This is a genomic window from Streptomyces sp. NPDC051173, assembly GCF_040689515.1.
GTDB lineage: Bacteria > Actinomycetota > Actinomycetes > Streptomycetales > Streptomycetaceae > Streptomyces.
In genome coordinates, this window is record NZ_JBFBBD010000096.1 from 1 (window position 1) to 25,203 (window position 25,203).

Consider the following 25,203-nt stretch of genomic DNA (forward strand, 5'->3'; position numbering starts at 1 on the left):
ATCCAGCCCGTCCGGCGTTTGAGGACGCTCCCCCAGACTTCGTCCGGGGGGACCCCCAAGGGCGCTGGGGTCCGGGGTCTCCCCGGTTTCGGGAAGGGGCGGGGCTGGGGAAAAAATCAGGCCAGCTCCGCCAGGATCGCGTCCGTCAGTGCGGGCCATACCTCGGCCGCCCAGGGCCCGAACGGCCGGTCCGTGAGGGCGACGCACGCCGCTCCCACCACAGGGTCCACCCACAGGAACGTGCCCGCCTGCCCGAAGTGGCCGAACGTGCGCGGCGAGGACGAAGCCCCCGTCCAGTGCGGCGACTTGCCGTCGCGGATCTCGAAGCCGAGGCCCCAGTCGTTGGGCCGCTGGTGGCCGTAGCCGGGGAGGACACCAGTCAGCCCGGGGAAGGCCACGGCCGTCGCCCCGTCGAGCGTCTGCCGTGACAGCAGCCGCGGAGCCTGGAGTTCCGCGGCGAAGCGGGCGAGGTCGTCGACGGTGGAGACGCCGTCCTTGGCGGGGGAGCCCTGGAGGTCCGTCCCCGTCATGCCGAGCGGCTCCAGCACGGCCTGCCGCAGGTACTCGGGGAACGGGATGTCGGTGGCCTTGGTGATGTGGTCGCCGAGCACCTCGAAGCCGGCGTTGGAGTACAGCCGCCGCGTCCCCGGCTCGGCCGTCGCCCGGTGCTCGTCGAAGGCCAGCCCGGACGTATGGGCCAGCAAATGGCGGACCGTGGACCCGGCGGGACCGGCCGGCTCGTCCAGCTCGATCGCGCCTTCCTCGACGGCGAGCAGCGCGGCGTACGCGGTGAGCGGTTTCGTCACGGAGGCCAGGGCGAAGCGGTGCGCGGTCGGCCCGTGGGCCCCCGCGAGACTGCCGTCGGCCCTCACCACCGCCGCCGCAGCGGTCTCCACCGGCCAGTTGTCGATCTTCCGCAGGCTCTCCATGGGTGCGAGCCTAACCCGGCCAAGGTTCCCCCAAGATCTCGCTTGCCTGGAGTGCACTCCAACTCTCTAGCGTTGTCCGTGTCGCAAGGGCTTTTCGACCGCGAACGGCCCGCGACGCGAGGGGGATCCGTATGACCGTTCTGGACCACGCGCCGGGAGAAGTGCTCGCCGACGGCAAGCCCTGCGCGCCGGGGCCGCGGCCCGGACGCCCGCAGGGCGACCGCCACACGATCAGCGAGGTGGCCGAGTACACCGGCCTGTCCGCGCACACCCTGCGCTGGTACGAGCGGATCGGGCTGATGCCCCACGTGGACCGTTCGCACGCGGGTCAGCGCCGCTACACCGACCGCGACCTGGACTGGCTGGACCTCGTCGGCCGGCTGCGGCTGACCGGGATGCCCGTGGCGGACATGGTGCGCTACGCCCAGCTGGTACGCGAGGGAGAGCACACCTTCGCCGAACGCGAGCGGCTGTTGAGCACCCACCGCGACGACGTGCGGCGCCGCATCGCGGAGCTGCGGAGCACGCTCGACGTGCTCGACTACAAGATCGATATTTACGCCGACGCCCGACGCCGGGCGTCCGAAGGGGTCTGAACGCCGATGAGCAGCAACGACACGATCACCACCGCGAAGCTCGGCACCGACGGTCCCGAGGTCGGCGTGCAGGGGCTCGGCTGCATGGGCATGAGCTTCGCCTACGGTCCGACCACCGACGAGGCCGAGGCGCGGGCGACGCTGGAGCGGGCGCTGGAGGTGGGCGTCACCCTCTTCGACACGGCCGACATCTACGCCTTCGGCCGCAACGAGGAGTTCATCGCGCCCTTCGTCCGCGCCCACCGCGACCGGATCACGCTGGCCACCAAGTTCGCCATCGTGCGGCGCGAGGACGACCCGTCGTACCAGGCCATCCGCAACGACCGCGCCTACATCCGCGAGTCCGTCGAAGGCAGCCTGCGCCGGCTGGGCGTCGACCACATCGACCTCTACTACATGCACCGCCGCAACGTGGACGTGCCGATGGAGGAGAGCGTCGGCGCCATGGCCGAGCTGGTCGCCGAGGGCAAGGTGCGGCACTTGGGCCTGAGCGAGGTGACGGGCTCCGAACTGCGCGCCGCCCAGGCCGTGCACCCCATCGCCGCTGTGCAGTCGGAGTGGTCGCTGTTCAGCCGGGACATCGAAGCGGGCGTGGTGCCCGCGGCGCGTGAGCTGGGTGTGGCCCTCGTGCCGTACTCGCCGCTCGGCCGCGGCTTCCTGACCGGCTCGTTCGTCCACGCCGACAAGGAGCTGACGAGCGACGACTGGCGGCGCCACCAGCCGCGCTTCACGGGCGACAACGCGGACGCGAACGCCGCCCTGCTGGAGCCGGTGCGCGCGGTCGCCGAGGCGCGCGGGATCACACTGGGTCAGGTGGCCCTGGCCTGGATCCAGCAGCGGGCCACCGTCCACGGCCTGACGGTCGTTCCGATCCCGGGCACGCGCAAGCGCTCCCGCCTGGAGGAGAACACGGCCGCCACGCACATCGTCCTGACCGACGAGGAGCTGGCGGCTCTGGAGCCGATCGCCTCGCAGGTGGCGGGCGACCGCTACCCCGACATGACCTTCACGTCGGCGGGCCGGGAGTAACGGCCCTTCCGCCGCGCTTCGCGGGCGGCTCGCGGCCAGGAGTGGTGCCGCTGCCGCCCGCGGTGTCCTTGAACTCCCCCGGCGACCTTCCCGGAGGCGCCCTCAACGGGCCTGGATGTGCCGCACGTTGACGATCGCGTGTGTCATGTCGGGCCTGTCCGGCGTCCTCGAACGCCGGACGGGCTGAATTGCGCACCCACATCAGCCATATTCAGCCTGTCCGGCGATTGAGGACACCGCCGCGCAGCGGTGGTGCGCAGACGGCGTCACCCGCGGCACCGACCGCAAGATCCGCCGGACAGGCCCTAGCGGTCGCCCGGGGCGACCAGCCCCGATTCGTACGCGAAGATCACGGCCTGCGCCCGGTCGCGCAGGCCGAGCTTCGCCAGCACCCTGCCGATGTGCGTCTTGACCGTCTGCTCCGCCACGACCAGGGACGCGGCGATCTCCTGGTTGGAGAGCCCGCGCGCGATCAGTTCGAGCACCTCGGTCTCACGCGGCGTCAGACCGCGCAGCCGCAACGACGGATCCCGGCGGCGCGCGGGCCGTTGCCGCGCGAAGTCCGCGATGAGCCGGCGGGTCACGGAAGGGGCGAGCAGCGCCTCGCCCGCCGCCACGACCCGCACCGCCGAGATCAGGTCGGCCGGGGGCGCGTCCTTGAGCAGGAAGCCGGACGCGCCCGCGCGCAGCGCCTCGTAGACGTAGTCGTCGACGTCGAAGGTCGTCAGCATCAGCACCTTCGGCCGGTGCGTCACCCCGGGCGGGGGATCGAGGAGTTGCCGCGCCGCCTCCAGTCCGTCCATCTCCGGCATCCGGACGTCCATCAGCACCACGTCGGGATGCGCGCGGCGGCTGAGCTCCACGCCCTGCCGCCCGTCGGGCGCGTCACCGACGACGTCGATGTCGGACTGCGCGGCGAGGAGCGCGGCGAAGCCCGCCCGCACCATGGCCTGGTCGTCGACGATGATCACCTTGATGGTCATGCGGTGGATGCTTCCCTTTCGGAGCGCTGGGGAGGACCGGAGGAGGGCCAGAGGAGGAGGGGCGGAGGAGGGGCGCGCGGGCGGCGGCGCGTCAGTCGAGCCCGGTGAACGGCAGCCGGGCGGCCACCCGGTAGCCGCCTTCCGGCAGGGGGCCGGTGTCCAGCGAGCCGCCGACCAGCCGGACCCGCTCCCGCATCCCGACGAGACCGTGGCCGGTGCCGGAGGACTCCAGCGGGGCGTCCGGCCCCGCCGCCGCGTCGTTGACGACGAGCACCATCAGGCTTTCCGCGGAGACGGACACCGACACCCGGGTCGCCGCACCGGGCGCGTGCCGCACGGCATTGGCCAGGGCCTCCTGCACGATGCGGTACGCCGAGAGGTCCACGGCCTGCGGCAGCGCGGCCGCCGCGGCCGCCACCTCCGGGCCGACCGTGAGCTCCACGGGCTGCCCGGACCGCACGGTCGCCTCGACGAGCTGCGGGATGCGGGACACCCCCGGCTGCGGCGCGCGCTCGCCGCCCGGCTCCTGGCCGGTGTCCTCGCTGCGCAGGACACCCAGCAGCCGCCGCATCTCGGTCAGCGACTCCCGGGCGGTCGCCGCGATCGAGGTGAACTCCTCGCTCGCCTCGGGCGGCAGCCCGGCGAGGCGGTACGGGGCGCTGTCGGCCTGCACAGTGATCACCGACATGTGGTGGGCGACCACGTCGTGGAGCTCGCGGGCGATCCGGGTGCGCTCCTCCAGCAGGGTGCGGCGGGCGCGCTCGGCCTCGCTGATCGTCTCCTGTTCGGCCAGCGCCCGCCGGGCGTCGCCCCGGCCGCGCAGCGCGCCGCCGAGCAGCATGAGCACGCCGCCGACCGCCATGAGCGCCACCCACACCCCGTCGCCGCGCCCCGGCGTGATGAGGGCCACGCACACCGCACCGGTCGCCGTCCACACGGCGACCAGCGTGCGGGGCCGCTCGCGCAGCCCGACCGCGAGCATCAGCAGCAGCATGCCGATGATCTCCATCGGCGGCCACGGCCAGGGGAGCCCGTCGCGCGGCGGCAGGCCGAGCAGTGCGACCGCCCCCGCGACGTCGGCGACGAGGACGACCGCCCACGCGAGCAGCGGCCGCCGCACGGCGACGACCAGCGGCCCGGCCTGGAGGAAGGCGAGGACGACGGAGATGCCGGGGTGCAGCCCGTACTCCCGGGTCAGGAAGGTGCCGGTGACGGGCAGCAGGATCGCGGTGAACACCGCGGCGACGGCGTACGGCAGGAGGCGGACCCACCGTCTCCTGGCCTGGCCGAGGAGGGGTGTCGGCGGGCCGACGGGCGTGAAGAGCTCGCGCAGGAAGCTGAGGGGCGGCGACTGGATCATGGCGCTCTCAGCGTAGGCGCCGAGGTGCCGGCCGCACGTCACACCGGGGTGGGGCGTGTGGCGTCATACCGAGGTATGAGCCTGCGCGGTCTGCCGCCTGCGGGCAGAGGCCCGCCGCCACCTCACAACTCGGCCAGCAGCTGCGCCTTCTTCGACGTGAACTCGTCGTCCGTCAGCAGCCCCGCGTCGTGCAGCGCGCCCAGGTGGCGGATGCGGTCCGCGATGCCGCCCGGGTCGGGGCGGGCCGCGGGGATGCGCAGCGCGGCCACCGGCGTGGTGGACCGTACGGCCTCCAGGACCGCGGCCGCGAAGGGGAGGGATTCGTGGACGAGCCCGTAGCCCATGCCGAAGGCGACCGCCGCCGGGTCCTGGTCGGCCTCGCCGGGGTACTCGTCGGGGGCCCGGCCGCGCCGCACCAGCCGCAGGCAGCCGCCGGCCGCGTCGGGGGAGCGCCACTCGACGTCCGACAGCTCGTCGACGGGGAAGCGCTGGTCGCCCGCCTTCCACTTGGCGGAGGAGGCGCCCGTCCAGAACCAGCGGAAGGCGACGGCCGTGCCGTCGAAGGACGCCTTGCCGTCGTAGGCCTTGAAGGACAGGGGCGCGGCGGGGGCGGTCACCAGGTGGCGCTCGGCGGGTTCGGCGGCGAACGGGCCGAGCGCGGACCGTATCTCGTCGGCGTAGTACCCCGCGAGGGCGTCGCGCTCCTCGGGCAGTACCAGGCGGTAGGGGTCGCAGCCCTCCTTGAGCTGCCCGGCGGCGGCGTCCATCAGCGGGTCGGCGCCCGGTCTGGGCACAGCGCGCAGCACCACCGTCCCGCGCTTCCCCGGGGCCAGCTCGACGGCCGCGAGCGCTTCGTAGGGGACGCGGCGCTCGCCGAGAGCCTGGAACAGCTTCGGTGTGCGGATCCCCCGTTCGAAGCGGATGAGCACGGAGTCGGTGTCGAACTCCCAGGCGGCGTGGAAACCGGCCAGCACATCACCCATGCGGCTCATCGTATGCGGCGGTCGGCCGCTCGTCGCTACGCGCGTCAAAGTGACGTGCTCCCGTCCGGTGGGCAATATTTCCCCGGGTTTCGCGCCCGTCCCCCTTGACGCGGCCCGCCGTCCGCGCCGACCGCGCCGTCGAGGGGGGGCTACGACAGGTCGTCCGCGCAGCCGCTGGACGCCTTGGCGCAGCTGACCGCGGCGGGGTCGCCGACGCCGATGCCGGCGAAGTTGGCGAGGCTCGTCGTGCCGGGTTCGAAGTAGCCGGCGTGCCCTTGCGCCCCGCGCGAGGACAGCAGGCGCGCGCCGAAGCCCGCGGAGACCGGGTCCGCGCCGTGCCCGAGGCCGCCGACCTCCAGGTGGGGGACGCCCTGGATCCAGTCGTCGGGGTCGCGCATCGCCCATATCCGGGCGCTGGTGCGCAGCTCGGAGACGTGGTCGGCGCGCATGCCCGGGCTGCCCGCGACGGCCACGTCGGTGACCCGGGGGGACATGTCGCGCGCGGCGACACCGCACACCACGGATCCGTAGCTGTGGCAGAAGAGGGAGACGGGCGCGGTGCCCGGCAGGCCCAGCACGAGGGAGCGCAGGCGCAGCGCGCCCTCGGTGGCGAGCTTGCCGGTGGCGGCGTCCATGCCGACCCCGGCGGGCGAGGTGTAGTCGGCCCAGGCGATGACGGCGGTGCGGGTGCCGGGGCTCGTCTTCCGCTCGGCGGCGTAGAGGGAGCGGGCCATGCCCTCGGGCGCGGTGTACGCGCGCTGGGTCTTCTCGAAGGTGAGGACGTTGGTGTCGACGCCGGGCACGACCACGGAGACGCGCTGGGCGCGGTCGAGGTCGCCGGTGACCTCGGCGACGCGCCCGGCGCCCGTGGGGTCGAAGGCGAGGATCTGCCGGTCGTCGCCCATGAGCGATTCGAAGCGGTGCATGCGCCGCTCCGCGTCCTGGCGGCCGGCGGGTGTCAGGTCGTTCTCGCGCATGCGGTGCTTCTCGACCTTGCGCGCCTGGTCGAGGGCGACCCGGTTGGCGTGGTAGCGCAGGGTGAGCGGGGCGCCGTCGAGATTGCCGACGACGAGGGGGTAGCGGTCGGCGAGCCCCTCGCGCTGGGCGCCGGTGAGGGAGCCGAAGAAGCGGGCCAGGGCGTCGGGTGCCGTGCCGGGGCCCGGGAGCGGGTGTCCGGCTATCGAGCCGTGCAGCCACGCGCTCAGTGCCGCCGCCCGTGCGTCGCCGCCCGCTCTGTGGCTCCTGACGGCTGTCCAGCCGGTGGTCGCGAGCATGACGAAGACCACGGCCAGTGCGAGCAGTGCGCGCCACACAGCGGCCGTGGTCGTCCACGGGGCGGAGGGGGAGCCGAGCTCCGGGAAAGAAGTCACCGCCGAACACCCTAGGAGAAAGCCGGCGGTGACCGTGAAGTCAGTGAGCCATCTCACGTTTGAAGCGAGGGTGATTGTGCACTCGTTTGCGCCTGACGATCAGTTGCGCCAGTTTTGTGCCAACGCCGGTCCGAGCCGGTCGAGATACTCCGTGGTGATCTCCCGGAGTTCGTCCAGCCCGGCGTTGCCGCGCTCGCCCCAGAGCTTGCCGGTCACCCGCATCACGCCGCCGAACGCGGCCACCAGCACCTGCGGTCTGGGGTCGGTCCGCACGTCCAGGCCCTCGCGGCGGGCGATCTCCTGCGCGAGCTGTTCCTCCAGCCCGGCCAGGCGGTGCAGATGGGCGGCGAACAGCTGCGGGGTCGACTCGATCATCCGGTAGGTGCGCATGTGCAGTTCCAGCGGCACGACCGTCTCGATGGCCTCGCCCACGCTGTCCCAGGAGGCGAGCACGGCGTTGCGCAGCGCGGTGAGCGGCGCCTCGGCGGCGGGCCGCAGGAGCAGCCGGCTGAAGAAGAAGGACTCGACCGAGTCCTGCACCGCCAGGGCGACCTCCTCCTTGTTCGCGAAGTAGCGGAAGAAGGTGCGCTGGGAGACGTCGGCGGCCTCGGAGATCTCGTCGACGGTGGTGCCCTCGAAGCCCTTCTCCGCGAACAGCTCGAGGGCGCAACGGATCAGGGTGTCCCGGGTGCGGCGCTTCTTCCGCTCGCGCAGCCCGGGCAGTGCCTCGGGTCCCGCCAGATCCTCGATCGCACGCATCGACGCCTCTCCTCACCCGCGTTTCGGCTGCTCAGGATAGCTGTGACCGATCTGGCAGCGGCCGCCTCATGAAACCGCTGGTCAATTGGCAGACGCTGCCATAATCTCGAAATATGATGTCTCAGACCACCGTCGCCGACGCGACGCCGGATCTCGGACCCCGGAAGGGGTTACGGGGCCATCCCTGGCTGACACTGCTCTCCGTCGCGATCGGCGTGATGATGGTCACGCTCGACGGCACCATCGTCGCTGTCGCGAACCCCGCCATCCAGAAGGACCTCGGCGCCTCGCTCGCCGACGTCCAATGGATCACCAACAGCTATCTCCTCGCCCTCGCGGTCGCCCTGATCACCGCGGGCAAGCTGGGTGACCGCTTCGGTCACCGGCTGACCTTCCTCATCGGCACCACCGGCTTCGCCGCCGCCTCCGGTGCCATCGCCCTCTCCGACACCGTCTCGATGATCGTCGGCTTCCGTGTGCTCCAGGGCCTGTGCGGCGCCCTGTTGATGCCGGCGGCGCTGGGCCTGCTCCGGGCCACCTTCCCGGCCGAGAAGCTCAACATGGCCATCGGCATCTGGGGCATGGTCATCGGCGTCTCCACCGCCGGCGGGCCGATCCTCGGCGGCGTGCTCGTCGAGCACGTCAACTGGCAGTCCGTCTTCTACGTCAACGTCCCCGTCGGCGTCCTCGCGCTCGTCCTCGGCCTGGTCATCCTCAGGGACCACCGCGCCGAGAAGGCGCCCAAGTCCTTCGACCTGCTGGGCATCGTGCTGCTCTCGGTGGCGATGTTCTGCCTGGTGTGGGCCGTCATCAAGGCGCCCACCTGGCAGTGGGGCGACTCCAGGACCCTGACCTTCCTGGCCGTGTCGCTGCTCGCCTTCGTGCTCTTCGCCGTGTGGGAGGCCAGGGCCCGCGAACCCCTGCTGCCGCTCGGCCTGTTCCGCTCCGTGCCGCTGACCGCGGGCACGGTCCTGATGGTCCTGATGGCCTTCGCCTTCATCGGGGGCCTGTTCTTCGTCACCTTCTATCTCCAGAACGTGCACGGCATGAGCCCGGTCGACAGCGGTCTGCACCTGCTGCCGCTCACCGGCTTGATGATCATCGGGGCGCCCACGGCCGGCGCGGTCATCACCCGGATCGGCCCCCGCATCCCCCTGGTCGTGGGCATGCTCTGCACCGCGGCCGCCTGCTTCGGCACCTCCACGCTGACCACCGGCTCCGGCACGGGCATCATGTCGCTCTGGTTCGCGCTGTTCGGCCTGGGCCTCTCGCCGGTCATGGTGGGTGCCACGGAGGTCATCGTCGGCAACGCCCCCCTCCGGCACGCCGGTGTGGCCGGTGGCCTCCAGCAGGCCGCCATGCAGGTCGGCGGCTCGCTCGGCACGGCGGTCCTGGGCGCGGTCATGGCCGCCCGCGTCGATCACGTACTGCCCGGGAAGTGGGCCGGCGCCGGACTCCCGCCGGTCACGCACGACCAGCTGTCCCAGGGCTCCGACCTCATCGCGATCGGCATCGCCCCGGTGCCGCCGCGCACGCCGGCCCCGGTCGCGGAGAAGATCTCGAGCGTGGCGCATGACACTTTCGTGTCAGGCATGAGCCTGTCCTTCACGGTCGCCGGCGTCATCGCGCTGGTCGCCGCCGCGTTCGCGCTGTTCACCAAGCGTGGCGCGAACGCCGACGCCGCGGCGGGCGCCGCGATGGTCTGAGACCACCGGCACATTCCCCCGCAGACTGCCGTCTTCCCCTATCAGGGCCCCGCTCGCGGGGCCCTCTTGGCAGCGGCCGGCCGGCGCGGACAGGATCGACGCAGCAGTCACCGATCACAGGGAGTGATGCATATGCGTACGATCCGTTTCGCCGCCCTCGCCGTGGGGGCCGCCGCCGGGCTGGCCCTCGTGAGCGCGCCCGCCGCGACCGCGACCGCGGCCACGCCGGGGCGGCCGGGCCCGTGCGGGGCCGGGCAGCTGTGCCTGTGGTCGAAGTCGGACTACCGGGGCGAGCGGACCACGAGCGAGCTCTCCACGATCGACATCGAGAGCTGTGTGACGTTACCGGCGAACGCCGGGGCGGCCTCCTTCGTCAACCGCACCGGGCGCCCGGTCACCACGTACCAGAGCGCGACCTGCGCCGAGACCGGTGAGTTCGCGACGTACCCCTCGGGCTCCTGGGTGCCGGAGTCGCCGTACGCGGTCCGGGCCTACAAGGTCTGGGAGAGCTGAGAAGGCCGCTGAGAAGGAGGGGAAACGCCCGGTCCCCGGCAGGCGATGCCTGCCGGGGACCGGGTCGGGGTGACTACGAGGTCACTGAAGGGACGACTACGCGTCGCCGCCCGCGGCGCCGGGGTCGGCGGCCGTCACGTCGAGCAGCTGGTAGCGGTCCACCGCCTGCTTCAGCGCGGAGCGGTCGACCTTGCCCTCCTTGGCGAGCTCGGTGAGCACCGCCAGCACGATCGACTGGGCGTCGATGTGGAAGAAGCGACGGGCCGCGCCACGCGTGTCCGCGAAGCCGAAGCCGTCCGCGCCCAGCGACTGGTACGCACCGGGCACCCAGCGCGAGATCTGGTCCGGAACCGCACGCATCCAGTCGGACACGGCCACCTTCGGGCCCTCGGCACCGGCGAGCTTGGACGTCACGTACGGGACGCGCATGTCCTCCTCGGGGTGCAGGAGGTTGTACTCCTCCACCTCGATGGCGTCACGGCGCAGCTCGTTCCAGGAGGTCGCCGACCAGACGTCCGCCTTGACGTTCCACTCGTCCGCGAGGATCCGCTGGGCCTCGATGGCCCACGGCACGGCCACACCGGACGCGAGGATCTGCGCCGGGACGTCGCCCTTCTCGCCCGCCTTGAAGCGGTAGAGACCCTTGAGGATGCCCTCGGCGTCCACGTCCGCCGGCTCGGCCGGGTGCTGGATCGGCTCGTTGTAGACGGTCAGGTAGTAGAAGACGTCTTCGGCATTCTCGCCGTACATCCTCCGCAGACCGTCCTTGACGATGTGCGCCATCTCGAAGCCGAACGCCGGGTCGTAGGAGACGACGCCCGGGTTGGTGGACGCCAGCAGCTGCGAGTGACCGTCCGCGTGCTGGAGGCCCTCACCGGTCAGCGTCGTACGGCCGGCGGTGGCGCCCAGGACGAAGCCGCGCGACAGCTGGTCGGCCATCTGCCAGAACTGGTCACCGGTGCGCTGGAACCCGAACATCGAGTAGAAGACGTAGACCGGGATCAGCGGCTCGCCGTGCGTGGCGTAGGCGGAGCCCGCCGCGATCAGCGAGGCCGTGCAGCCCGCCTCGGAGATGCCGTCGTGCAGCATCTGGCCGGTCGGCGACTCCTTGTAGGCGAGCAGCAGCTCGCGGTCCACGGACTCGTACTGCTGGCCCAGCGGGTTGTAGATCTTCGCGGACGGGAAGAACGCGTCCATGCCGAAGGTGCGGTACTCGTCGGGGGCGATCAGCACGAAGCGTTTGCCGATCTCCTTGTCCCGCATGAGGTCCTTCAGGATGCGGACGAACGCCATGGTCGTGGCGATCGACTGCTGCCCGGAGCCCTTCTTGGCGGTCGCGTAGACCTTGTCCTCGGGGAGGACCAGCGGCTTCGCACGCACGACACGGCTCGGCACATAGCCGCCGAGCGCCTTGCGGCGGTCGTGCATGTACTGGATCTCCTCCGAGTCGCGACCCGGGTGGTAGTACGGCGGCAGGCCGGACTCCAGCTCCTTGTCGGCGATCGGGATGTGGAGACGGTCACGGAAGCGCTTGAGGTCCTCGACCGTGAGCTTCTTCATCTGGTGGGTCGCGTTGCGGCCCTCGAAGTTCGGACCGAGGGTCCAGCCCTTGACGGTCTGCGCGAGGATCACGGTCGGCTGGCCCTTGTGCGCCTTGGCCGCCGCGTACGCCGCGAAGATCTTCTTGTGGTCGTGACCGCCGCGGCCCAGGTGCAGGATCTGGTCGTCGGTCATGCCCTCGACCATCTTCCGCAGACGCTGGTCGTCGCCGAAGAAGTGGTCACGGATGTACGCGCCGGTCTCGGTGGCGTACGTCTGGAACTGGCCGTCGGGGGTGCTGTTGAGCTTGTTGACCAGGATGCCGTCGCGGTCCTGCGCCAGCAGCGGGTCCCAGGAGCGGTCCCAGACCAGCTTGATGACGTTCCAGCCGGCGCCGCGGAACTGCGACTCCAGCTCCTGCATGACCTTGCCGTTGCCGCGGACCGGGCCGTCGAGGCGCTGGAGGTTGCAGTTGACGACGAAGGTGAGGTTGTCCAGACCCTCGCGGGCGGCGATGGACAGCTGGCCGAGCGACTCCGGCTCGTCCATCTCGCCGTCGCCGAGGTACGCCCACACGTGCGACTTGGAGGTGTCGGCGATGCCGCGGGCCTCCATGTAGCGGTTCATCCGGGCCTGGTAGATCGCGCCGAGGGGGCCGAGGCCCATCGAGACGGTCGGGAACTCCCAGAAGTCCGGCATGAGCCGCGGGTGCGGGTAGCTGGACAGGCCGTAGGGGGCCTTGGACTTCTCCTGGCGGAAGGCGTCGAGCTGCTGCTCGGACAGTCGGTCCAGGAGGAAGGCGCGGGCGTAGACACCGGGGGAGGCGTGCCCCTGGAAGAAGATCTGGTCGCCGCCGTCGCCCTCGTCCTTGCCGCGGAAGAAGTGGTTGAAGCCCACGTCGTAGAGCGACGCCGAGGAGGCGAAGGTGGCGATGTGACCGCCGACGCCGATGCCCGGGCGCTGGGCACGGGAGACCATCACGGCCGCGTTCCACCGGGTCGCGTTGAGGACCTTGCGCTCGATCTCCTCGTTGCCGGGGAAGAACGGCTCGTCCTTGGTGGCGATGGTGTTGACGTAGTCCGTGCTGCGCATCTCGGGCACGGCCACACGCTTCTCGCGGGCCCGCTCGATCAGGCGAAGCATGAGGTAGCGGGCACGTTCCCGGCCTCGCTCATCGACGGCTGCGTCGAGCGAGTCGAGCCATTCCTGGGTCTCTTCGGGATCGAAGTCCGGGACCTGGCTGGGAAGGCCGCCAATGATGATCGGGTTGCGATCGGATCCGGAAGCCACGCTGTTCCTTCGGTGTTCGGGTCGTGCTCAGCACGCGGTCAACTACGGTCTGCTGCTCTGTCGCGTCGGCTCCCATCGTGGACCGCGGCGACGGAAACGTCATCTCTACCGGGCGGTAACCACCACTTCATGAGACGACGTGTCAAGGGGTGGCCGACTGGGGGCGGCCAAATCGCAACCATACGCTCCCTTTGGGGGGTGCCCGCGTACGGCCGTTCGGGCCTGTGGGCCGTAATCACACGGGGCAACTTCGCAAACCCGGCAGAATGCTGTGGCACGAATCACCCACCCGTGCCCTTCCATGGTGAGGGTTGCGGTGGGAGAGCCGCTTCCGTCACCGTTTCGGCGGTCTCGGCGGCCGGGTACTTGCGCGATCGGTCCGGCACGTGTGGACTACGGCCAATGACTCGCGTATGCGGGGAACACAAGACACTTTCTCGAAAGATGACAGGAGGCAATAAGTGAGCGCGACCGCGGACCACGCGGAGGAGCGGACCAACCCTGCCGCCAGGCTGGGTTTCCAGCCCGGACAGGTGGTCCAGGAGATCGGCTACGACGACGACGTCGATCAGGAACTCCGCGAGGCCATTGAGGAAATCACCGGCCAGGATCTGGTCGACGAGGACTACGACGACGTGGCCGATGCCGTCGTCCTGTGGTTCCGCGACGAGGACGGCGACCTGACGGACGCGCTCGTGGACGCCATCGGCATGCTCGAGGACGGCGGGGACATCTGGCTGATGACCCCGAAGACGGGCCGCGACGGCTACATCGAGCCGAGCGACATCAACGAGGCGTCGCAGACCGCGGGTCTGAGCCAGACCAAGAGCATCAGCGTGGCCAAGGACTGGACCGGCACCCGCATGGTCGCCCCCAAGCGCTAGCGCCGGCCTTCGCAGGACCCACCGCGCCCCCCGGCAGCACCGCTGCCGGGGGGCGCGCTGCGTGCGCTCCGGGCGCGGTGACACACTGGCCGCACCACCCCGCCGGTGGCCGGGGCCGCCGAGGATCGGGCCCCGGGGCCGGCACCCGTCGAGAGAGGGATGCGAACCCATGGCGATCGAGGTCGGCACCAAGGCTCCGGACTTTGCGCTGAAGAACCAGCACGGCGAGACCGTGCGGCTCTCCGACTTCCGCGGTGAGAAGAGCGTCGTGCTGCTCTTCTACCCCTTCGCTTTCACCGGCGTGTGCACCGGCGAGCTGTGCGCCCTGCGCGACGAGCTGCCGAAGTTCGCGAACGACGGCGTCCAGCTGCTGGCGGTCTCCAACGACTCCCCGTTCTCGCTGCGCGTCTTCGCCGAGCAGGAGGGCCTGGACTACCCGCTGCTCTCCGACTTCTGGCCGCACGGCGAGACCAGCCGCGCCTACGGCGTCTTCGACGAGGAGAAGGGCTGCGCGGTCCGCGGCACCTTCATCATCGACAAGGAGGGCGTCGTCCGCTGGACGGTCGTCAACGGCCTGCCGGACGCGCGCGACCTGAACGAGTACACCAAGGCGCTCGCGGCGCTCTGATACCTCGCCGAACACTCGTTCGGTACATTTCCCGGCTTTCCGGAAGCCTGTATTCCGGTCTGTGTGGGGCAGGTGTGCGAGTCCCGTGTGAGAAGTCTGCAATCGGTGGGAACCGGTCACTAGGATCCAAACGTTGATCGGATGCCATCGCACAACGGGGCGCAGGTCATGCCCTCCCCCTCGAACCAATGGAGGACTCGTGGGAGTCAGTCTCAGCAAGGGCGGCAACGTCTCGCTGACCAAGGCGGCCCCCAACCTGACCGCGGTCATCGTCGGTCTCGGCTGGGACGCCCGTACCACCACCGGTACGGACTTCGACCTGGACGCCAGCGCGCTGCTGACGAACGACCAGGGCAAGGTCGCCAACGACCAGAACTTCGTCTTCTTCAACAACCTCAAGAGCCCCGACGGCTCCGTCGAGCACCAGGGTGACAACCTCACCGGTGAGGGCGAGGGCGACGACGAGGTCATCAAGGTCAACCTGGCGGGCGTGCCCGCCGATGTCCACAAGATCGTCTTCCCGGTCTCGATCTACGAGGCCGAGGGCCGCCAGCAGAGCTTCGGCCAGGTCCGCAACGCCTACATCCGCGTGGTGAACCAGGCTGACAACACCGAGCTGGCGCGCTACGACCTCAGCGAGGACGCCTCGACCGAGACCGCCATGGTCTTCGGCGAGCTTTACCGCAATGGTGCCGAGTGGAAGTTCCGCGCCATCGGTCAGGGGTATGCCTCGGGTCTGCGCGGTATCGCCCAGGACTTCGGCGTCAACGTCTGACCGACACTGCCGTCCGGCGTCCGGCGCCGCATGCCCCGTCCCCGGTTCCCCCGGGGGCGGTGGCGTGCGGCGCCGGACGTGCATCGGACACCGTTCAACTCGGGGAGGAAGCAAGATCATGGGCGTCACGCTCGCCAAGGGAGGCAATGTCTCCCTCTCCAAGGCCGCACCCAATCTCACGCACGTCACCGTGGGTCTCGGCTGGGACGCGCGCTCCACCACCGGAGCCCCGTTCGACCTCGACGCCAGTGCCCTGCTCTGCGCCTCGGGCCGGGTCCTCGGCGACGAGTACTTCGTCTTCTACAACAACCTCAAGAGCCCCGAGGGCTCCGTGGAGCACACCGGTGACAATCTCACCGGTGAGGGCGAGGGCGACGACGAGTCCATCCTGGTCGACCTGACCAAGGTCCCGGCCACCTGCGACAAGATCGTCTTCCCGGTCTCCATCCACGAGGCCGATCTCCGCGGCCAGAGCTTCGGCCAGGTCAGCAACGCCTACATCCGCGTGCTCAACCAGGCGGACGGCAGCGAGCTCGCGCGCTACGACCTCAGCGAGGACGCCTCCAGCGAGACCGCGATGATCTTCGGCGAGGTCTACCGCTACGGCGGCGAATGGAAGTTCAGGGCCGTGGGACAGGGGTACGCGTCCGGACTGCGCGGCATCGCCCTAGACTTCGGGGTCAACGTTTCGTAAAGCCGCGCACGGCGCGGGGGAACCCCTTAGCGAAGGATTGGGTAGCCAGTGCTCCTGAAAACCTTTGGCTGGTCGTTCGCCATCACGGCGGCGGGACTGGCCTTGGCCGGTGTTCTCTGGGGGTGGCAGGGGCTGGCGATCGTCGCGATCCTCTCCGTCCTGGAGATTTCGCTCTCGTTCGACAATGCGGTCATCAATGCCGGAATCCTCCGGAAGATGAACCCGTTCTGGCAGAAGATGTTCCTGACCCTGGGCATCCTCATCGCCGTGTTCGGCATGCGGCTGGTGTTCCCGGTCGTCATCGTGGCCATCACGGCGAAGCTGGGGCCGATCGAGGCGGTCAAGGTCGCCCTTCAGGACCATGAGCGCTATGAGTCGCTGGTCACCAGCGCCCACCCGGCCATCGCGGCCTTCGGTGGCATGTTCCTGCTGATGATCTTCCTGGACTTCATCTTCGAGGACCGGGAGATCAGGTGGCTGGAGTGGCTGGAGAAGCCCCTCGCCCGGCTCGGCAAGCTGGACACCCTCTCCATCGTCGTCGCGCTCGTGGTGCTGCTGATCGCGGCCACCACCTTCGCCACGGCGGTGCCGGTCCACGGCGGTGAGGGCACGGTCGACAAGGCCTCCACGGTGCTGCTCTCCGGTATCGCGGGCCTCGTCACCTATCTGATCGTCGGCGGCGTCTCCGGCTTCTTCGAGGACCGCCTGGAAGAGGACGAGGGCGACGACGAGGAGGAGGGCGCGCAGAGCCCCGCGAAGAAGGGCGGCAACGGCGCGATCGTCGGTCTCGCCGGCAAGGCCGCGTTCTTCATGTTCCTCTACCTCGAGGTCATCGACGCGTCGTTCTCCTTCGACGGTGTCATCGGCGCCTTCGCCATCACCAACGACATCTTCGAGATGGCGCTGGGCCTCGGTATCGGCGCGATGTACATCCGCTCGCTGACGGTCTTCCTCGTCCGCAAGGGAACCCTCGACGACTACGTCTATCTGGAGCACGGCGCGCACTACGCGATCGGCGCGCTCGCCGCCATCCTCCTCGTCACGATCAAGTACGAGATCAACGAGGTGATCACCGGTCTCGTCGGCGTGGTGCTGATCGGGCTCGCCTTCTGGTCCTCCGTGGTGCGCAACCGCAGGGCCATGGCGTCGGGCGACGGCTCGGACAGCAAGGCCGAGGTCTCCTCCGGGGTGTGACCCCGGCACATTTGAGGAACGCTCTGATCGGGGCGGTCGTGAGGGTCACCTCGCGGCCGCCCCGCGGCAGTTCGGTTCACTCGGGGTGGGGGTTGGCGGCCATGGCGATCTGGGACAAGCTCTTCGGCAACTGGGGGCGCGCGGGCGAGGCGCAGCTCGACTTCGGCGGTGCCAACGGCGCCATCGAGCTGACCAAGCGGCATCCGTCGTTCTCGCTCACCAAGCAGGGCGCCGTCACCGGCAACCTCCGGGTCAACCTGTCCTGGCGGATGCGCACCACGTCCGCCTTCGACGAGAGGGGCACGCTGGGCGACGGGCTGCGCCACCCGCTGCGGAAGTTCCGGCCCGAGATGGTGCAGGCGCAGGGCCCCGCCTTCGTCAACGTGGACCTCGACCTCGCCTGCATGTACGAGCTCCAGGACGGTTCGAAAGGCGTGGTCCAGCCCCTCGGTTCGATACTGGGCAGCCTCAACAGTCCGCCGTACGTCCAGCTCAGCGGCGACGACCGGTTCGGCTCCGGGTCCGGCGAGACGATCTACATCAACATGGACCACCGCGCGGAGATCAAGCGACTGCTGATCTTCGTCTACATCTACGACGGCACCCCGGCGTTCGACCGTACGCACGCGATGGTGACGCTCTATCCCGGCAACGGCCCCCGGATCGAGATCCCGCTGCACGAACGCGCCCCCGAGGCCCGCTCGTGCGCCGTCGTGATGATCGAGAACACCAAGGGCGAGATCACCCTGCGCCGCGAGATGAAGTACGTCTACGGCTTCCAGGCGGAGCTGGACCGCCTCTACGGCTGGGGCCTGCAGTGGGGCCGCGGCTACAAGTCGAAGGTGTGACGACGGGCGGCGGGCGGTCCGGCGGACTCCCGGCGGCGGTTTCCCCGCGGGTGGCGGACGGACCGTGGCCGGGCCGGGACGCGCCGGGCACCGCTAGCGGTTCGGCTGGAACTGGGGGCCCTGCGGGGGGAGGTGGAAGGCGGGGTCCGGGGCGCTCCGCTGCTGTGGGTAGCCGTACGCCGGGGGCGCCGACGGCGGCACGGACGGCGGCGGGGGATAGCCGTATCCCGGGGCCGGGGCCGGGGCGGGTGCCGGCGGGGTGGGCTCCTCCGGTTCCGGCTCGTCGACCGAGATGCCGAACTCCGTGGCCAGCCCGACCAGCCCGGAGGCGTAGCCCTGGCCCATCGCCCGGAACTTCCAGCCCTCCCCGCGCCGGTACAGCTCGCCGCAGATCATCGCGGTCTCGGCTCCGGTCTCCGGCTGCACCTCGAAGAGCGCCACCGGCTCCGCGTCGGCCGCCCCCGCGTCGTACAGCAGCACGCACAGGTCACGTACGAGCCCGAAGGGCCCGCCGTCCGCCGAGGCGGCCAGCACGATCCGGTCGACCGAGGGCTCAAGGGCGTGGAGGTCGGCCTCAAGGGAGTCCGTCGCGCCCTCGACCAGCCGCTTCTTCGCCAGGTGACGGACGGCGCCCGAGGGGTGGCGGGGCTGGTTGTAGAAGACGAAGTCCGCGTCCGAGCGCACGCGGCCGCCGTCGCCCACCAGCAGCGCGGAGGCATCCACGTCCGGGATGCCCGGACCGGGGGTCCAGCGCAGCACGGCCCGTACGTTACGGGCGTCCAGCGGGATGTTCGACCCCTTCAGCATGGCGTGCGTCATGCCCGCAATCCTGCCTTCCCGTACCGGCCGCGGACAACGCAGGGGCCGTCCGGGCTGTTCGCCCATACGGGAGGCCGGATTCTCATGCACTTGGGGAACTCTTGACCACCTCCCGGACGTACGATAATCGGCCACGCTTCCGGCTGGACGGTCCGGTGGGAAGCCGTGGACGGGGAGAGTAATGAGGCATTTCGAGCACCTTGCGCCCTCGATGCGGAATGGTCTGTTCCATAAACAGCCCGCCACCTTCGACGCGCAGTCCCCGGCCGCCACACTCGCCGTCGCCCTCGGCGCCACGCTCTACAGCCCCGCCACCCGGCCCACCCTCGCCGAGGACGTCGTCAAGCAGGCGGACCGCGGAGTGGTCTCCATGGTGCTCTGCCTGGAGGACTCCATCGGCGACGCCGACGTGGGCCGCGCCGAGGAGAACCTCGTCCGCCAGTTCGGCGCGCTCGACGACCTCGCCGCGACCGGCCGGACCCTGCCCCTCCTCTTCGTCCGGGTCCGGGAGCCCGGCCAGATCACCGACCTCGTCCGGCGGCTCGGCCCGGCCGGCCGGCTGCTGTCCGGATTCGTCCTCCCGAAGTTCACCGAGGAGCGCGGCGTCCCGTTCCTGGAGGAGCTCGCCGCGGCCGAGAACAGCTGCGGGCGGCGGCTGTTCGCCATGCCCGTCCTCGAATCGCCCGAGCTGCTCCACCTGGAGACCCGCACCGCGACGCTCGCGGGCATCGCCCGCACCGTCGACAAGTACCGCGACCGCGTGCTGGCCCTGCGGCTCGGCGTGACGGACTTCTGCTCGGCCTACGGACTGCGCCGCGCGCCCGACATGACCGCCTACGACGTCCAGCTCGTCGCCTCCGTCATCGCCGACGTCGTCAACGTCCTCGGCCGCGCGGACGGCAGCGGCTTCACCGTCACCGGCCCCGTCTGGGAGTACTTCAGACAGCACGAGCGGATGTTCAAGCCGCAGCTGCGCCGCACGCCCTTCGCCGGACCCGCGGAGGAGCTGCGCAACGCGCTCATCGAGCACGACATGGACGGCCTGCTCCGGGAGATCCAGCTCGACCGGGCCAACGGCCTCCAGGGCAAGACCTGCATCCACCCCTCCCACGTGGCCCCCGTGCACGCGCTCTCCGTGGTCAGCCACGAGGAGTTCGGCGACGCCGAGGACATCCTGCGGCCCGAGCGCGAGGGCGGCGGAGTGATGCGCTCCGCCTACACGAACAAGATGAACGAAGTGAAGCCGCACCGGGCCTGGGCGGAGCGGATCATGCTCCGCGCCGAGGTGTTCGGTGTCGCGCGGGAGGACGTGGGCTTTGTGGAGCTGCTGGCGGCGGGCGTCGGGGCGGCCGCGTGATGTGGCAGGGGCAGTGGGTCGAGGACCGGCTCGGCATCGGACTGGAGGGCGACACCGCCCTGCGCGGGCTGCTGGGCCTGGCCCTGCGGCGCAACCCCAAGCGGGCGCACCTGCTCGTCTCCCAGGTGCTCGGCAAGCACGTACCCGTGGCGCCGTCCGCGGTCCACGGTGCGGGGGCCGGGCTCGGGCGGCGGGTCCGCGCGCTCCTCGGTGACGCGGAGGCGGCGCGCGCCGTCGTCCTCGGCTACGCGGAGACGGCCACCGGCCTCGGCCACGCCGTCGCCGACGGCCTCGGCCTCGCGCCGTACCTGCACTCCACCCGGCGGCCCGTCCCGGGCGTGACCCCGGTCGGCGGCTTCGAGGAGGAACACAGCCACGCCACGTCCCACCTGCTGCTCCCGGAGAACCACGCGCTGCTGTCGGGCGACGGCCCGCTGGTGCTCGTCGACGACGAGTTCTCCACCGGCCGCACGGTCCTCAACACGATCACCGCGCTGCACGCGCGCTTCCCGCGCGAGCGGTACGTGATCGTGGCCCTGGTCGACATGCGCGGCCCGGCCGACCGCGCGCGCCTGACCGACTTCGCCGCCGGACTGGGCGCCCGCGTGGACGTCCTCTCCCTCGCCTCCGGCACGGTGCGGCTCCCCTCCGGGGTGCTGGAACGGGGGCAGGCCTTGGTCGCGGAGCACGATTCCGCTCCGGCGGCCCCGCCGCCGTCGCCGCGGCGCGGGACCCCCCGCCGAATAGACCTCCGCTGGCCGGCCCGCGTGCCGGACGGCGGCCGGCACGGCTTCACGCCCGCCCACCGCGCGGCCCTGGAGGACGCCCTCCCCGGCATGGCGGCGCGCATCGCCGAAGCGCTCCCCGCGGACGCCCGGCGCGTGCTCGTCCTCGGCAACGAAGAGCTGATGTACGCACCCCTGCGGCTCGCGTGCGCACTGGAGACGGCACTAGGCGGCCCGGCGGAGGACGAGAACTGCCCCGGACCGGGCGGGAACGACCGCGCGAACCGCGTACGCGGGTGCCGTGACACGGGGCGGAGTGGCTCCGCTGAGGGCCGGTGCGAGGCCGGGGCCGAGGACGACCGGGCAGCCGGCCGTCGTGCGGATGAGACGCGTGGGTGCCATGGCACTGGCCGGAGCGGCTCTGTCGAGGACGCCGGTACGGCGGTTCCGGATGCCGGTGGCGCGGACGATGCGCGCGGGTGTCACGCCGCCGGTCGGAGCGGCTCCGCCGCCGACGACCCGGTGGCCGGCCCGGGAGCCGGTCGTGCGGACGACACGCGTGGGCCCCACGCCCCCGCGCGCAGCGGTACCGCCGAGGACGGCCCCGTCGTCGACGACCGTCCGGCCGTTCCGGAAGCCGGGCGTGCGGATCACGTGCGCGGGTGCCACGACACCGTGCGGGACGGTCAGCGCCCCGCCGTCGACGTGCGGTTCTCCACCACCACCCGGTCGCCCGTGCTCGCCGTCGACGACCCCGGCTACGCCATCCGCACGCGCCTCGCCTTCCCCGCGCACGACGACCCCGCGGACGGCCCCGGCCCCCGCTACGCCTACAACGTCGCGGGCGCCGGCTTCGACGCCGTCGTCGCCGTCGTCGACTCGCACGGCGACACCCCCGAACTGCACGCCCCCGGCGGGCTGCTGGACGCGCTCGCCCCGCACACCGGGCACGTCCTGCTCGCCGTCGTCCCCTCCCACACCCCAGAGGCCCCGCCCATGCCCGAGCCCCTCCGCGGCCCCGCCTTCTCCTCCTACGATCCGCGGGACGTCGGCTGGCTGCTCCAGGACCTCTCCGACGTCACCCTGGAGGCGCCCACCGAGGAGCGCGAGGAGGCGATCCAGAGCGGCGGCGCGCACTACGCCGAGTCGCTGCCCGTCGAGTACCAGCCCAGCGCGGAGTACCAGGCGCTGTTCCGCGCCGCGCTGGACGCCTCCGCCGCCCGCATGGCGCACGCCGTCGGCGTCGTCACGGAGACCGTGCTGGCCGAGCGGTCGCCCCGCCCGGTGCTGGTGTCCCTGGCCCGCGCGGGCACCCCCGTCGGCGTGCTGATGCGCCGCTGGGCGAGGTACGCGTACGGCCTCGACCTGCCGCACTACGCCGTGTCCATCGTGCGCGGCCGTGGCATCGACCGCACGGCGCTGCGCTGGCTGGCCGCCCACCACGACCCGGCCGACGTCGTCTTCGTCGACGGCTGGACCGGCAAGGGCGCGATCACCCGCGAACTCGCCGACGCCCTGGCCGGGTTCGAGGGCTTCGACCCCCGCCTCGCCGTGCTCGCCGACCCCGGCCACTGCGTGGCGACCTACGGCACGCGCGACGACTTCCTCGTCCCCTCCGCGTGCCTCAACTCGACGGTGTCGGGCCTGATCTCGCGTACGGTGCTGCGCCCCGACCTCGTCGGCCCGCACGACTTCCACGGCGCGAAGTTCTACCGCGAGCTCGCGGGCGCCGACGTCTCGCGTGACCTCGTCGAGGCCGTCGCCGCGCGCTTCCCCGAGGTCGAGGAGCAGGTCGCCCTCGACGCGAAGGACATGGCCGCCGCCGACCGCACGCCGACCTGGGCGGGCTGGGCGGCCGTCGAGCGCATCAGCGAGGAGTACGGCATCCACGACGTCAACCTCGTCAAGCCCGGCGTCGGCGAGACCACCCGCGTCCTGCTGCGCCGCGTCCCCTGGAAGGTCCTCGCCCGGCGGGGCGCGGGCGGGGAGCTCGGCCACGTGCGGCTGCTGGCCGCCCAGCGCGGCGTCCCGGTGGAGGAGGTGGACGGCCTGCCGTACAGCTGCGTCGGCCTGATCCACCCCCGCTACACCCGCGGCGCGACCGGCGCGGACGGCACGGCGGTGACCGCCCCGTGACGATCCTCGTCGCCAGCGACCTCGACCGCACGCTCATCTACTCCGCCGCCGCGCTCGCCCTCGGCATGCCGGACGCGCGGGCGCCCCGCCTGCTCTGCGTCGAGGTGTACGAGAGCAGACCGCTCTCCTATATGACGGAGACCGCGGCGGGGCTCCTCGCCGGCCTGGCCCGTACCGCCACTTTCGTCCCCACCACGACCCGGACCCGCGAGCAGTACGGCCGCATCCGGCTGCCCGGCCCCGTGCCGGAGTTCGCGATCTGCGCCAACGGCGGTGAACTGCTCGTACGGGGCGAGTCCGACACCGGCTGGCGGCGGCGGGTGGAGCGGACGCTGGCCGCCGAGTGCGCCCCGCTGGACGAGGTCCGCGCGCACCTGGTGCGGACCGCCGACCCGGCCTGGCTGCTCAAGGAGCGCACGGCCGAGGACCTCTTCGCCTATCTCGTCGTGGACCGCTCCCTGCTGCCCGACGGCTGGGTGCGGGAGCTCACCGAGTGGGCCCGCGCCCGCCGTTGGTCCGTCTCCCTCCAGGGCCGCAAGCTCTACGCCGTGCCGGAGCCGCTCACCAAGAGCGCCGCGGTCGCGGAGGTCGCCCGCCGCACGGGCGCGTCCGAGGTGCTGGCCGCCGGTGACTCCCTGCTCGACGCCGACCTGCTGCTCGCCGCCGACCGCGGCTGGTGCCCGGGCCACGGCGAACTCGCCGACGTGGGCTGGACCGCACCGCACGTGACCGCCCTGGAGACGCGGGGCGTGCTGGCGGGTGAGGAGATCCTCGGGGCGTTCGGCGGGGCGGCGGCGTAACGGCGGCGTAATCTCGGTGGGGCGCACGGCCGTTGAACCTTCTCCCCCTTCCCGAGGAGCTTCGTGTGACCGCATTCAAGGGCATCCGGATGACCCCGGAGCTGTACGAGTACGTCCTCGCTCACAACCCGCCGCTCACCCCGGTGCAGCGCTCCCTCGTCGACCTCACGCACAGCGCGCTGCCCGGCGTCGCCGTCAAGCAGATCGCCCGGGAACAGGGCCCGTTGCTGGCCTTCCTCGTCGGGCTCACCGGGGCCCGGCACATCGTGGAGGTCGGCACCTTCACCGGCCTCTCGTCCCTGTCGATGGCCCGGGCGCTGCCCGCCGACGGCAAGCTGATCACCCTCGACATCTCGGAGGAGTGGACGGCCTACGCGCGCGACGCCTGGGAGCAGGCAGGCGTGGCCGACCGCGTCGAGCTGCGGCTCGGCGCCGCGCTGGACTCGCTGCGGGCCATGCCGGCCGACCCGCACATCGACCTGGCCTTCATCGACGCCGACAAGGAGGGCTACGTCGCCTACTGGGAGGAGCTCGTGCCCCGGCTCCGCCCCGGCGGGCTGATCGTGTCGGACAACGTCCTCTTCAGCGGCGAGGTCCTCACCCCGGAGACGTCGCGCATGGGCGCGGCGATGACCGTGTTCAACGAGCACGTGGCCGCCGACAAGCGCATGGACTCCGTCATGCTGGCCATCGCCGACGGCCTCACCCTCTCCCGCCGGACCGGCTGACGGCGTACGTGCCGGCCGCTGCCCCGGCCTCAGCCGCAGCAGCCGCCACCGCAGCAGCCACCGCCACCGCCGCCGCGGGGAGCGGGAGTTGCCGCGGCGGCGCCGGTGACGGCGACGGTCGACAGCAGCTTCACGGTGTCCGTGTGGCCCTCGGGGCAGGTGGCGGGGGCGGACGACTCGGCCATCGGGCGGTTCAGCTCGAAGGTGTCGCCGCAGGCTTTGCACCGGTATTCGTAGCGAGGCATGCGCGTAGGATAACGGGCGGTTTTCTCCCCGGCCCCGCCCCTTCCCGAACTGGGGCGCGTGCCCCAGGCCCCCGGCTGTCCCGCCGTTGCCGCCTGCGGCGGGAGCTCCCCCAGCTACCGCTGGGAGGTGCCCCCAGCGGCCGCGTCCTCAATCGCCGGACGGGCTGGATGGTGCGGACCGTAGCCAGCACATCCAGCCCGTCCGGCGATTGAGGACAACGCGGCGAAGCCGTGTTGTGGGGTCTGGGGCGCCGCCGAGGTCGCGGGCCAGCTGATCGTGGTCCGCCTCGCCCGCTCCGGGCAGGGCCCGTAC

General features: G+C 71.5%; 23 protein-coding genes. 14 read left to right on the forward strand and 9 right to left on the reverse strand.

Annotation, left to right across the window (positions count from 1 at the left end; genetic code table 11):
* Positions 1–116 precede the first annotated feature (116 nt).
* The gene (locus AB0435_RS30830) at positions 117–929 is read right to left on the reverse strand and encodes a serine hydrolase domain-containing protein (RefSeq protein WP_366428464.1); all 813 of its coding nucleotides are present in this window, start codon (positions 927–929) and stop codon (positions 117–119) included.
* 131 nt (positions 930–1,060) lie between these two features.
* Here AB0435_RS30830 and AB0435_RS30835 point away from each other — a divergent pair, with 131 nt between their 5' ends.
* Together AB0435_RS30835 and AB0435_RS30840 are read left to right on the forward strand one after the other, a co-directional pair.
* Positions 1,061–1,525 carry a MerR family transcriptional regulator gene (locus AB0435_RS30835; protein WP_366428465.1) on the forward strand — a complete coding sequence of 155 codons (465 nt, stop codon included), beginning with the start codon at positions 1,061–1,063 and terminating at the stop codon, positions 1,523–1,525.
* A 6-nt stretch (positions 1,526–1,531) separates the two neighbouring features.
* On the forward strand, positions 1,532–2,554 hold the full coding sequence (locus tag AB0435_RS30840) for an aldo/keto reductase (protein WP_366428466.1): 1,023 nt from the start codon (positions 1,532–1,534) through the stop codon (positions 2,552–2,554).
* 305 nt (positions 2,555–2,859) lie between these two features.
* On the opposite strand, the gene AB0435_RS30845 is transcribed toward AB0435_RS30840, so the two are convergent.
* From AB0435_RS30845 to AB0435_RS30865, 5 genes are all read right to left on the reverse strand, one after another.
* The gene (locus tag AB0435_RS30845) at positions 2,860–3,537 is read right to left on the reverse strand and encodes a response regulator transcription factor (protein WP_366003263.1); all 678 of its coding nucleotides are present in this window, start codon (positions 3,535–3,537) and stop codon (positions 2,860–2,862) included.
* Between the two features lie 91 nt (positions 3,538–3,628).
* Positions 3,629–4,897, reverse strand: coding sequence for a sensor histidine kinase (locus AB0435_RS30850; protein WP_366003264.1), 1,269 nt, complete (start codon positions 4,895–4,897; stop codon positions 3,629–3,631).
* A 122-nt stretch (positions 4,898–5,019) separates the two neighbouring features.
* Positions 5,020–5,880: a DUF4429 domain-containing protein gene (locus tag AB0435_RS30855; RefSeq protein WP_366003265.1), complete on the reverse strand. Its 861-nt coding sequence runs from the start codon at positions 5,878–5,880 to the stop codon at positions 5,020–5,022.
* A 149-nt stretch (positions 5,881–6,029) separates the two neighbouring features.
* On the reverse strand, positions 6,030–7,250 hold the full coding sequence (locus tag AB0435_RS30860) for an alpha/beta hydrolase (protein ID WP_366003267.1): 1,221 nt from the start codon (positions 7,248–7,250) through the stop codon (positions 6,030–6,032).
* Positions 7,251–7,349: 99 nt separating this feature from the next.
* Positions 7,350–8,009, reverse strand: a complete 660-nt coding sequence (locus AB0435_RS30865; protein ID WP_366428467.1) for a TetR family transcriptional regulator — start codon at positions 8,007–8,009, stop codon at positions 7,350–7,352.
* A gap of 113 nt (positions 8,010–8,122) precedes the next feature.
* Here AB0435_RS30865 and AB0435_RS30870 point away from each other — a divergent pair, with 113 nt between their 5' ends.
* Together AB0435_RS30870 and AB0435_RS30875 are read left to right on the forward strand one after the other, a co-directional pair.
* Positions 8,123–9,715, forward strand: a complete 1,593-nt coding sequence (locus AB0435_RS30870; RefSeq protein WP_366428468.1) for a DHA2 family efflux MFS transporter permease subunit — start codon at positions 8,123–8,125, stop codon at positions 9,713–9,715.
* A gap of 132 nt (positions 9,716–9,847) precedes the next feature.
* On the forward strand, positions 9,848–10,228 hold the full coding sequence (locus AB0435_RS30875) for a peptidase inhibitor family I36 protein (protein WP_366003272.1): 381 nt from the start codon (positions 9,848–9,850) through the stop codon (positions 10,226–10,228).
* Between the two features lie 96 nt (positions 10,229–10,324).
* Here AB0435_RS30875 and aceE read toward each other — a convergent pair whose 3' ends face one another.
* The gene (aceE, locus tag AB0435_RS30880) at positions 10,325–13,057 is read right to left on the reverse strand and encodes a pyruvate dehydrogenase (acetyl-transferring), homodimeric type (protein ID WP_366003274.1); all 2,733 of its coding nucleotides are present in this window, start codon (positions 13,055–13,057) and stop codon (positions 10,325–10,327) included.
* A gap of 461 nt (positions 13,058–13,518) precedes the next feature.
* Here aceE and AB0435_RS30885 point away from each other — a divergent pair, with 461 nt between their 5' ends.
* From AB0435_RS30885 to AB0435_RS30910, 6 genes are all read left to right on the forward strand, one after another.
* Positions 13,519–13,941, forward strand: coding sequence for a DUF3052 domain-containing protein (locus AB0435_RS30885; RefSeq protein ID WP_116211480.1), 423 nt, complete (start codon positions 13,519–13,521; stop codon positions 13,939–13,941).
* Between the two features lie 169 nt (positions 13,942–14,110).
* The gene (locus AB0435_RS30890) at positions 14,111–14,569 is read left to right on the forward strand and encodes a peroxiredoxin (RefSeq protein ID WP_366428469.1); all 459 of its coding nucleotides are present in this window, start codon (positions 14,111–14,113) and stop codon (positions 14,567–14,569) included.
* 199 nt (positions 14,570–14,768) lie between these two features.
* Positions 14,769–15,344 carry a TerD family protein gene (locus tag AB0435_RS30895; protein WP_301887664.1) on the forward strand — a complete coding sequence of 192 codons (576 nt, stop codon included), beginning with the start codon at positions 14,769–14,771 and terminating at the stop codon, positions 15,342–15,344.
* Between the two features lie 118 nt (positions 15,345–15,462).
* Positions 15,463–16,038: a TerD family protein gene (locus tag AB0435_RS30900; RefSeq protein WP_361529330.1), complete on the forward strand. Its 576-nt coding sequence runs from the start codon at positions 15,463–15,465 to the stop codon at positions 16,036–16,038.
* A 48-nt stretch (positions 16,039–16,086) separates the two neighbouring features.
* A complete protein-coding gene (locus AB0435_RS30905) occupies positions 16,087–17,232 on the forward strand; it encodes a DUF475 domain-containing protein (RefSeq protein ID WP_366003278.1) in 1,146 nt (381 codons plus the stop codon).
* A gap of 101 nt (positions 17,233–17,333) precedes the next feature.
* A complete protein-coding gene (locus tag AB0435_RS30910) occupies positions 17,334–18,080 on the forward strand; it encodes a Tellurium resistance (RefSeq protein WP_366003279.1) in 747 nt (248 codons plus the stop codon).
* 93 nt (positions 18,081–18,173) lie between these two features.
* Here AB0435_RS30910 and AB0435_RS30915 read toward each other — a convergent pair whose 3' ends face one another.
* Positions 18,174–18,899, reverse strand: a complete 726-nt coding sequence (locus AB0435_RS30915) for a TerD family protein (RefSeq protein WP_366428470.1) — start codon at positions 18,897–18,899, stop codon at positions 18,174–18,176.
* Positions 18,900–19,080: 181 nt separating this feature from the next.
* On the opposite strand from AB0435_RS30915, the gene AB0435_RS30920 reads away from it, so the two are divergent.
* From AB0435_RS30920 to AB0435_RS30935, 4 genes are all read left to right on the forward strand, one after another.
* The gene (locus tag AB0435_RS30920) at positions 19,081–20,256 is read left to right on the forward strand and encodes an HpcH/HpaI aldolase/citrate lyase family protein (protein WP_366428471.1); all 1,176 of its coding nucleotides are present in this window, start codon (positions 19,081–19,083) and stop codon (positions 20,254–20,256) included.
* The gene (locus AB0435_RS30925; RefSeq protein ID WP_366428473.1) at positions 20,256–23,117 is read left to right on the forward strand and encodes a phosphoribosyltransferase; all 2,862 of its coding nucleotides are present in this window, start codon (positions 20,256–20,258) and stop codon (positions 23,115–23,117) included. The genes AB0435_RS30920 and AB0435_RS30925 overlap by 1 nt, the downstream gene beginning before the upstream one ends.
* Complete coding sequence (locus tag AB0435_RS30930; RefSeq protein WP_366428472.1) at positions 23,114–23,917, forward strand: HAD family hydrolase; 804 nt, start codon at positions 23,114–23,116, stop codon at positions 23,915–23,917. Before AB0435_RS30925 ends, AB0435_RS30930 begins: the two co-directional genes overlap by 4 nt.
* An 89-nt stretch (positions 23,918–24,006) precedes the next feature.
* A complete protein-coding gene (locus tag AB0435_RS30935; RefSeq protein ID WP_366003285.1) occupies positions 24,007–24,645 on the forward strand; it encodes an O-methyltransferase in 639 nt (212 codons plus the stop codon).
* 29 nt (positions 24,646–24,674) lie between these two features.
* Here AB0435_RS30935 and AB0435_RS30940 read toward each other — a convergent pair whose 3' ends face one another.
* Positions 24,675–24,890, reverse strand: coding sequence for a zinc ribbon domain-containing protein (locus tag AB0435_RS30940; protein ID WP_366003283.1), 216 nt, complete (start codon positions 24,888–24,890; stop codon positions 24,675–24,677).
* Between the last annotated feature and the right edge of the window lie 313 nt (positions 24,891–25,203).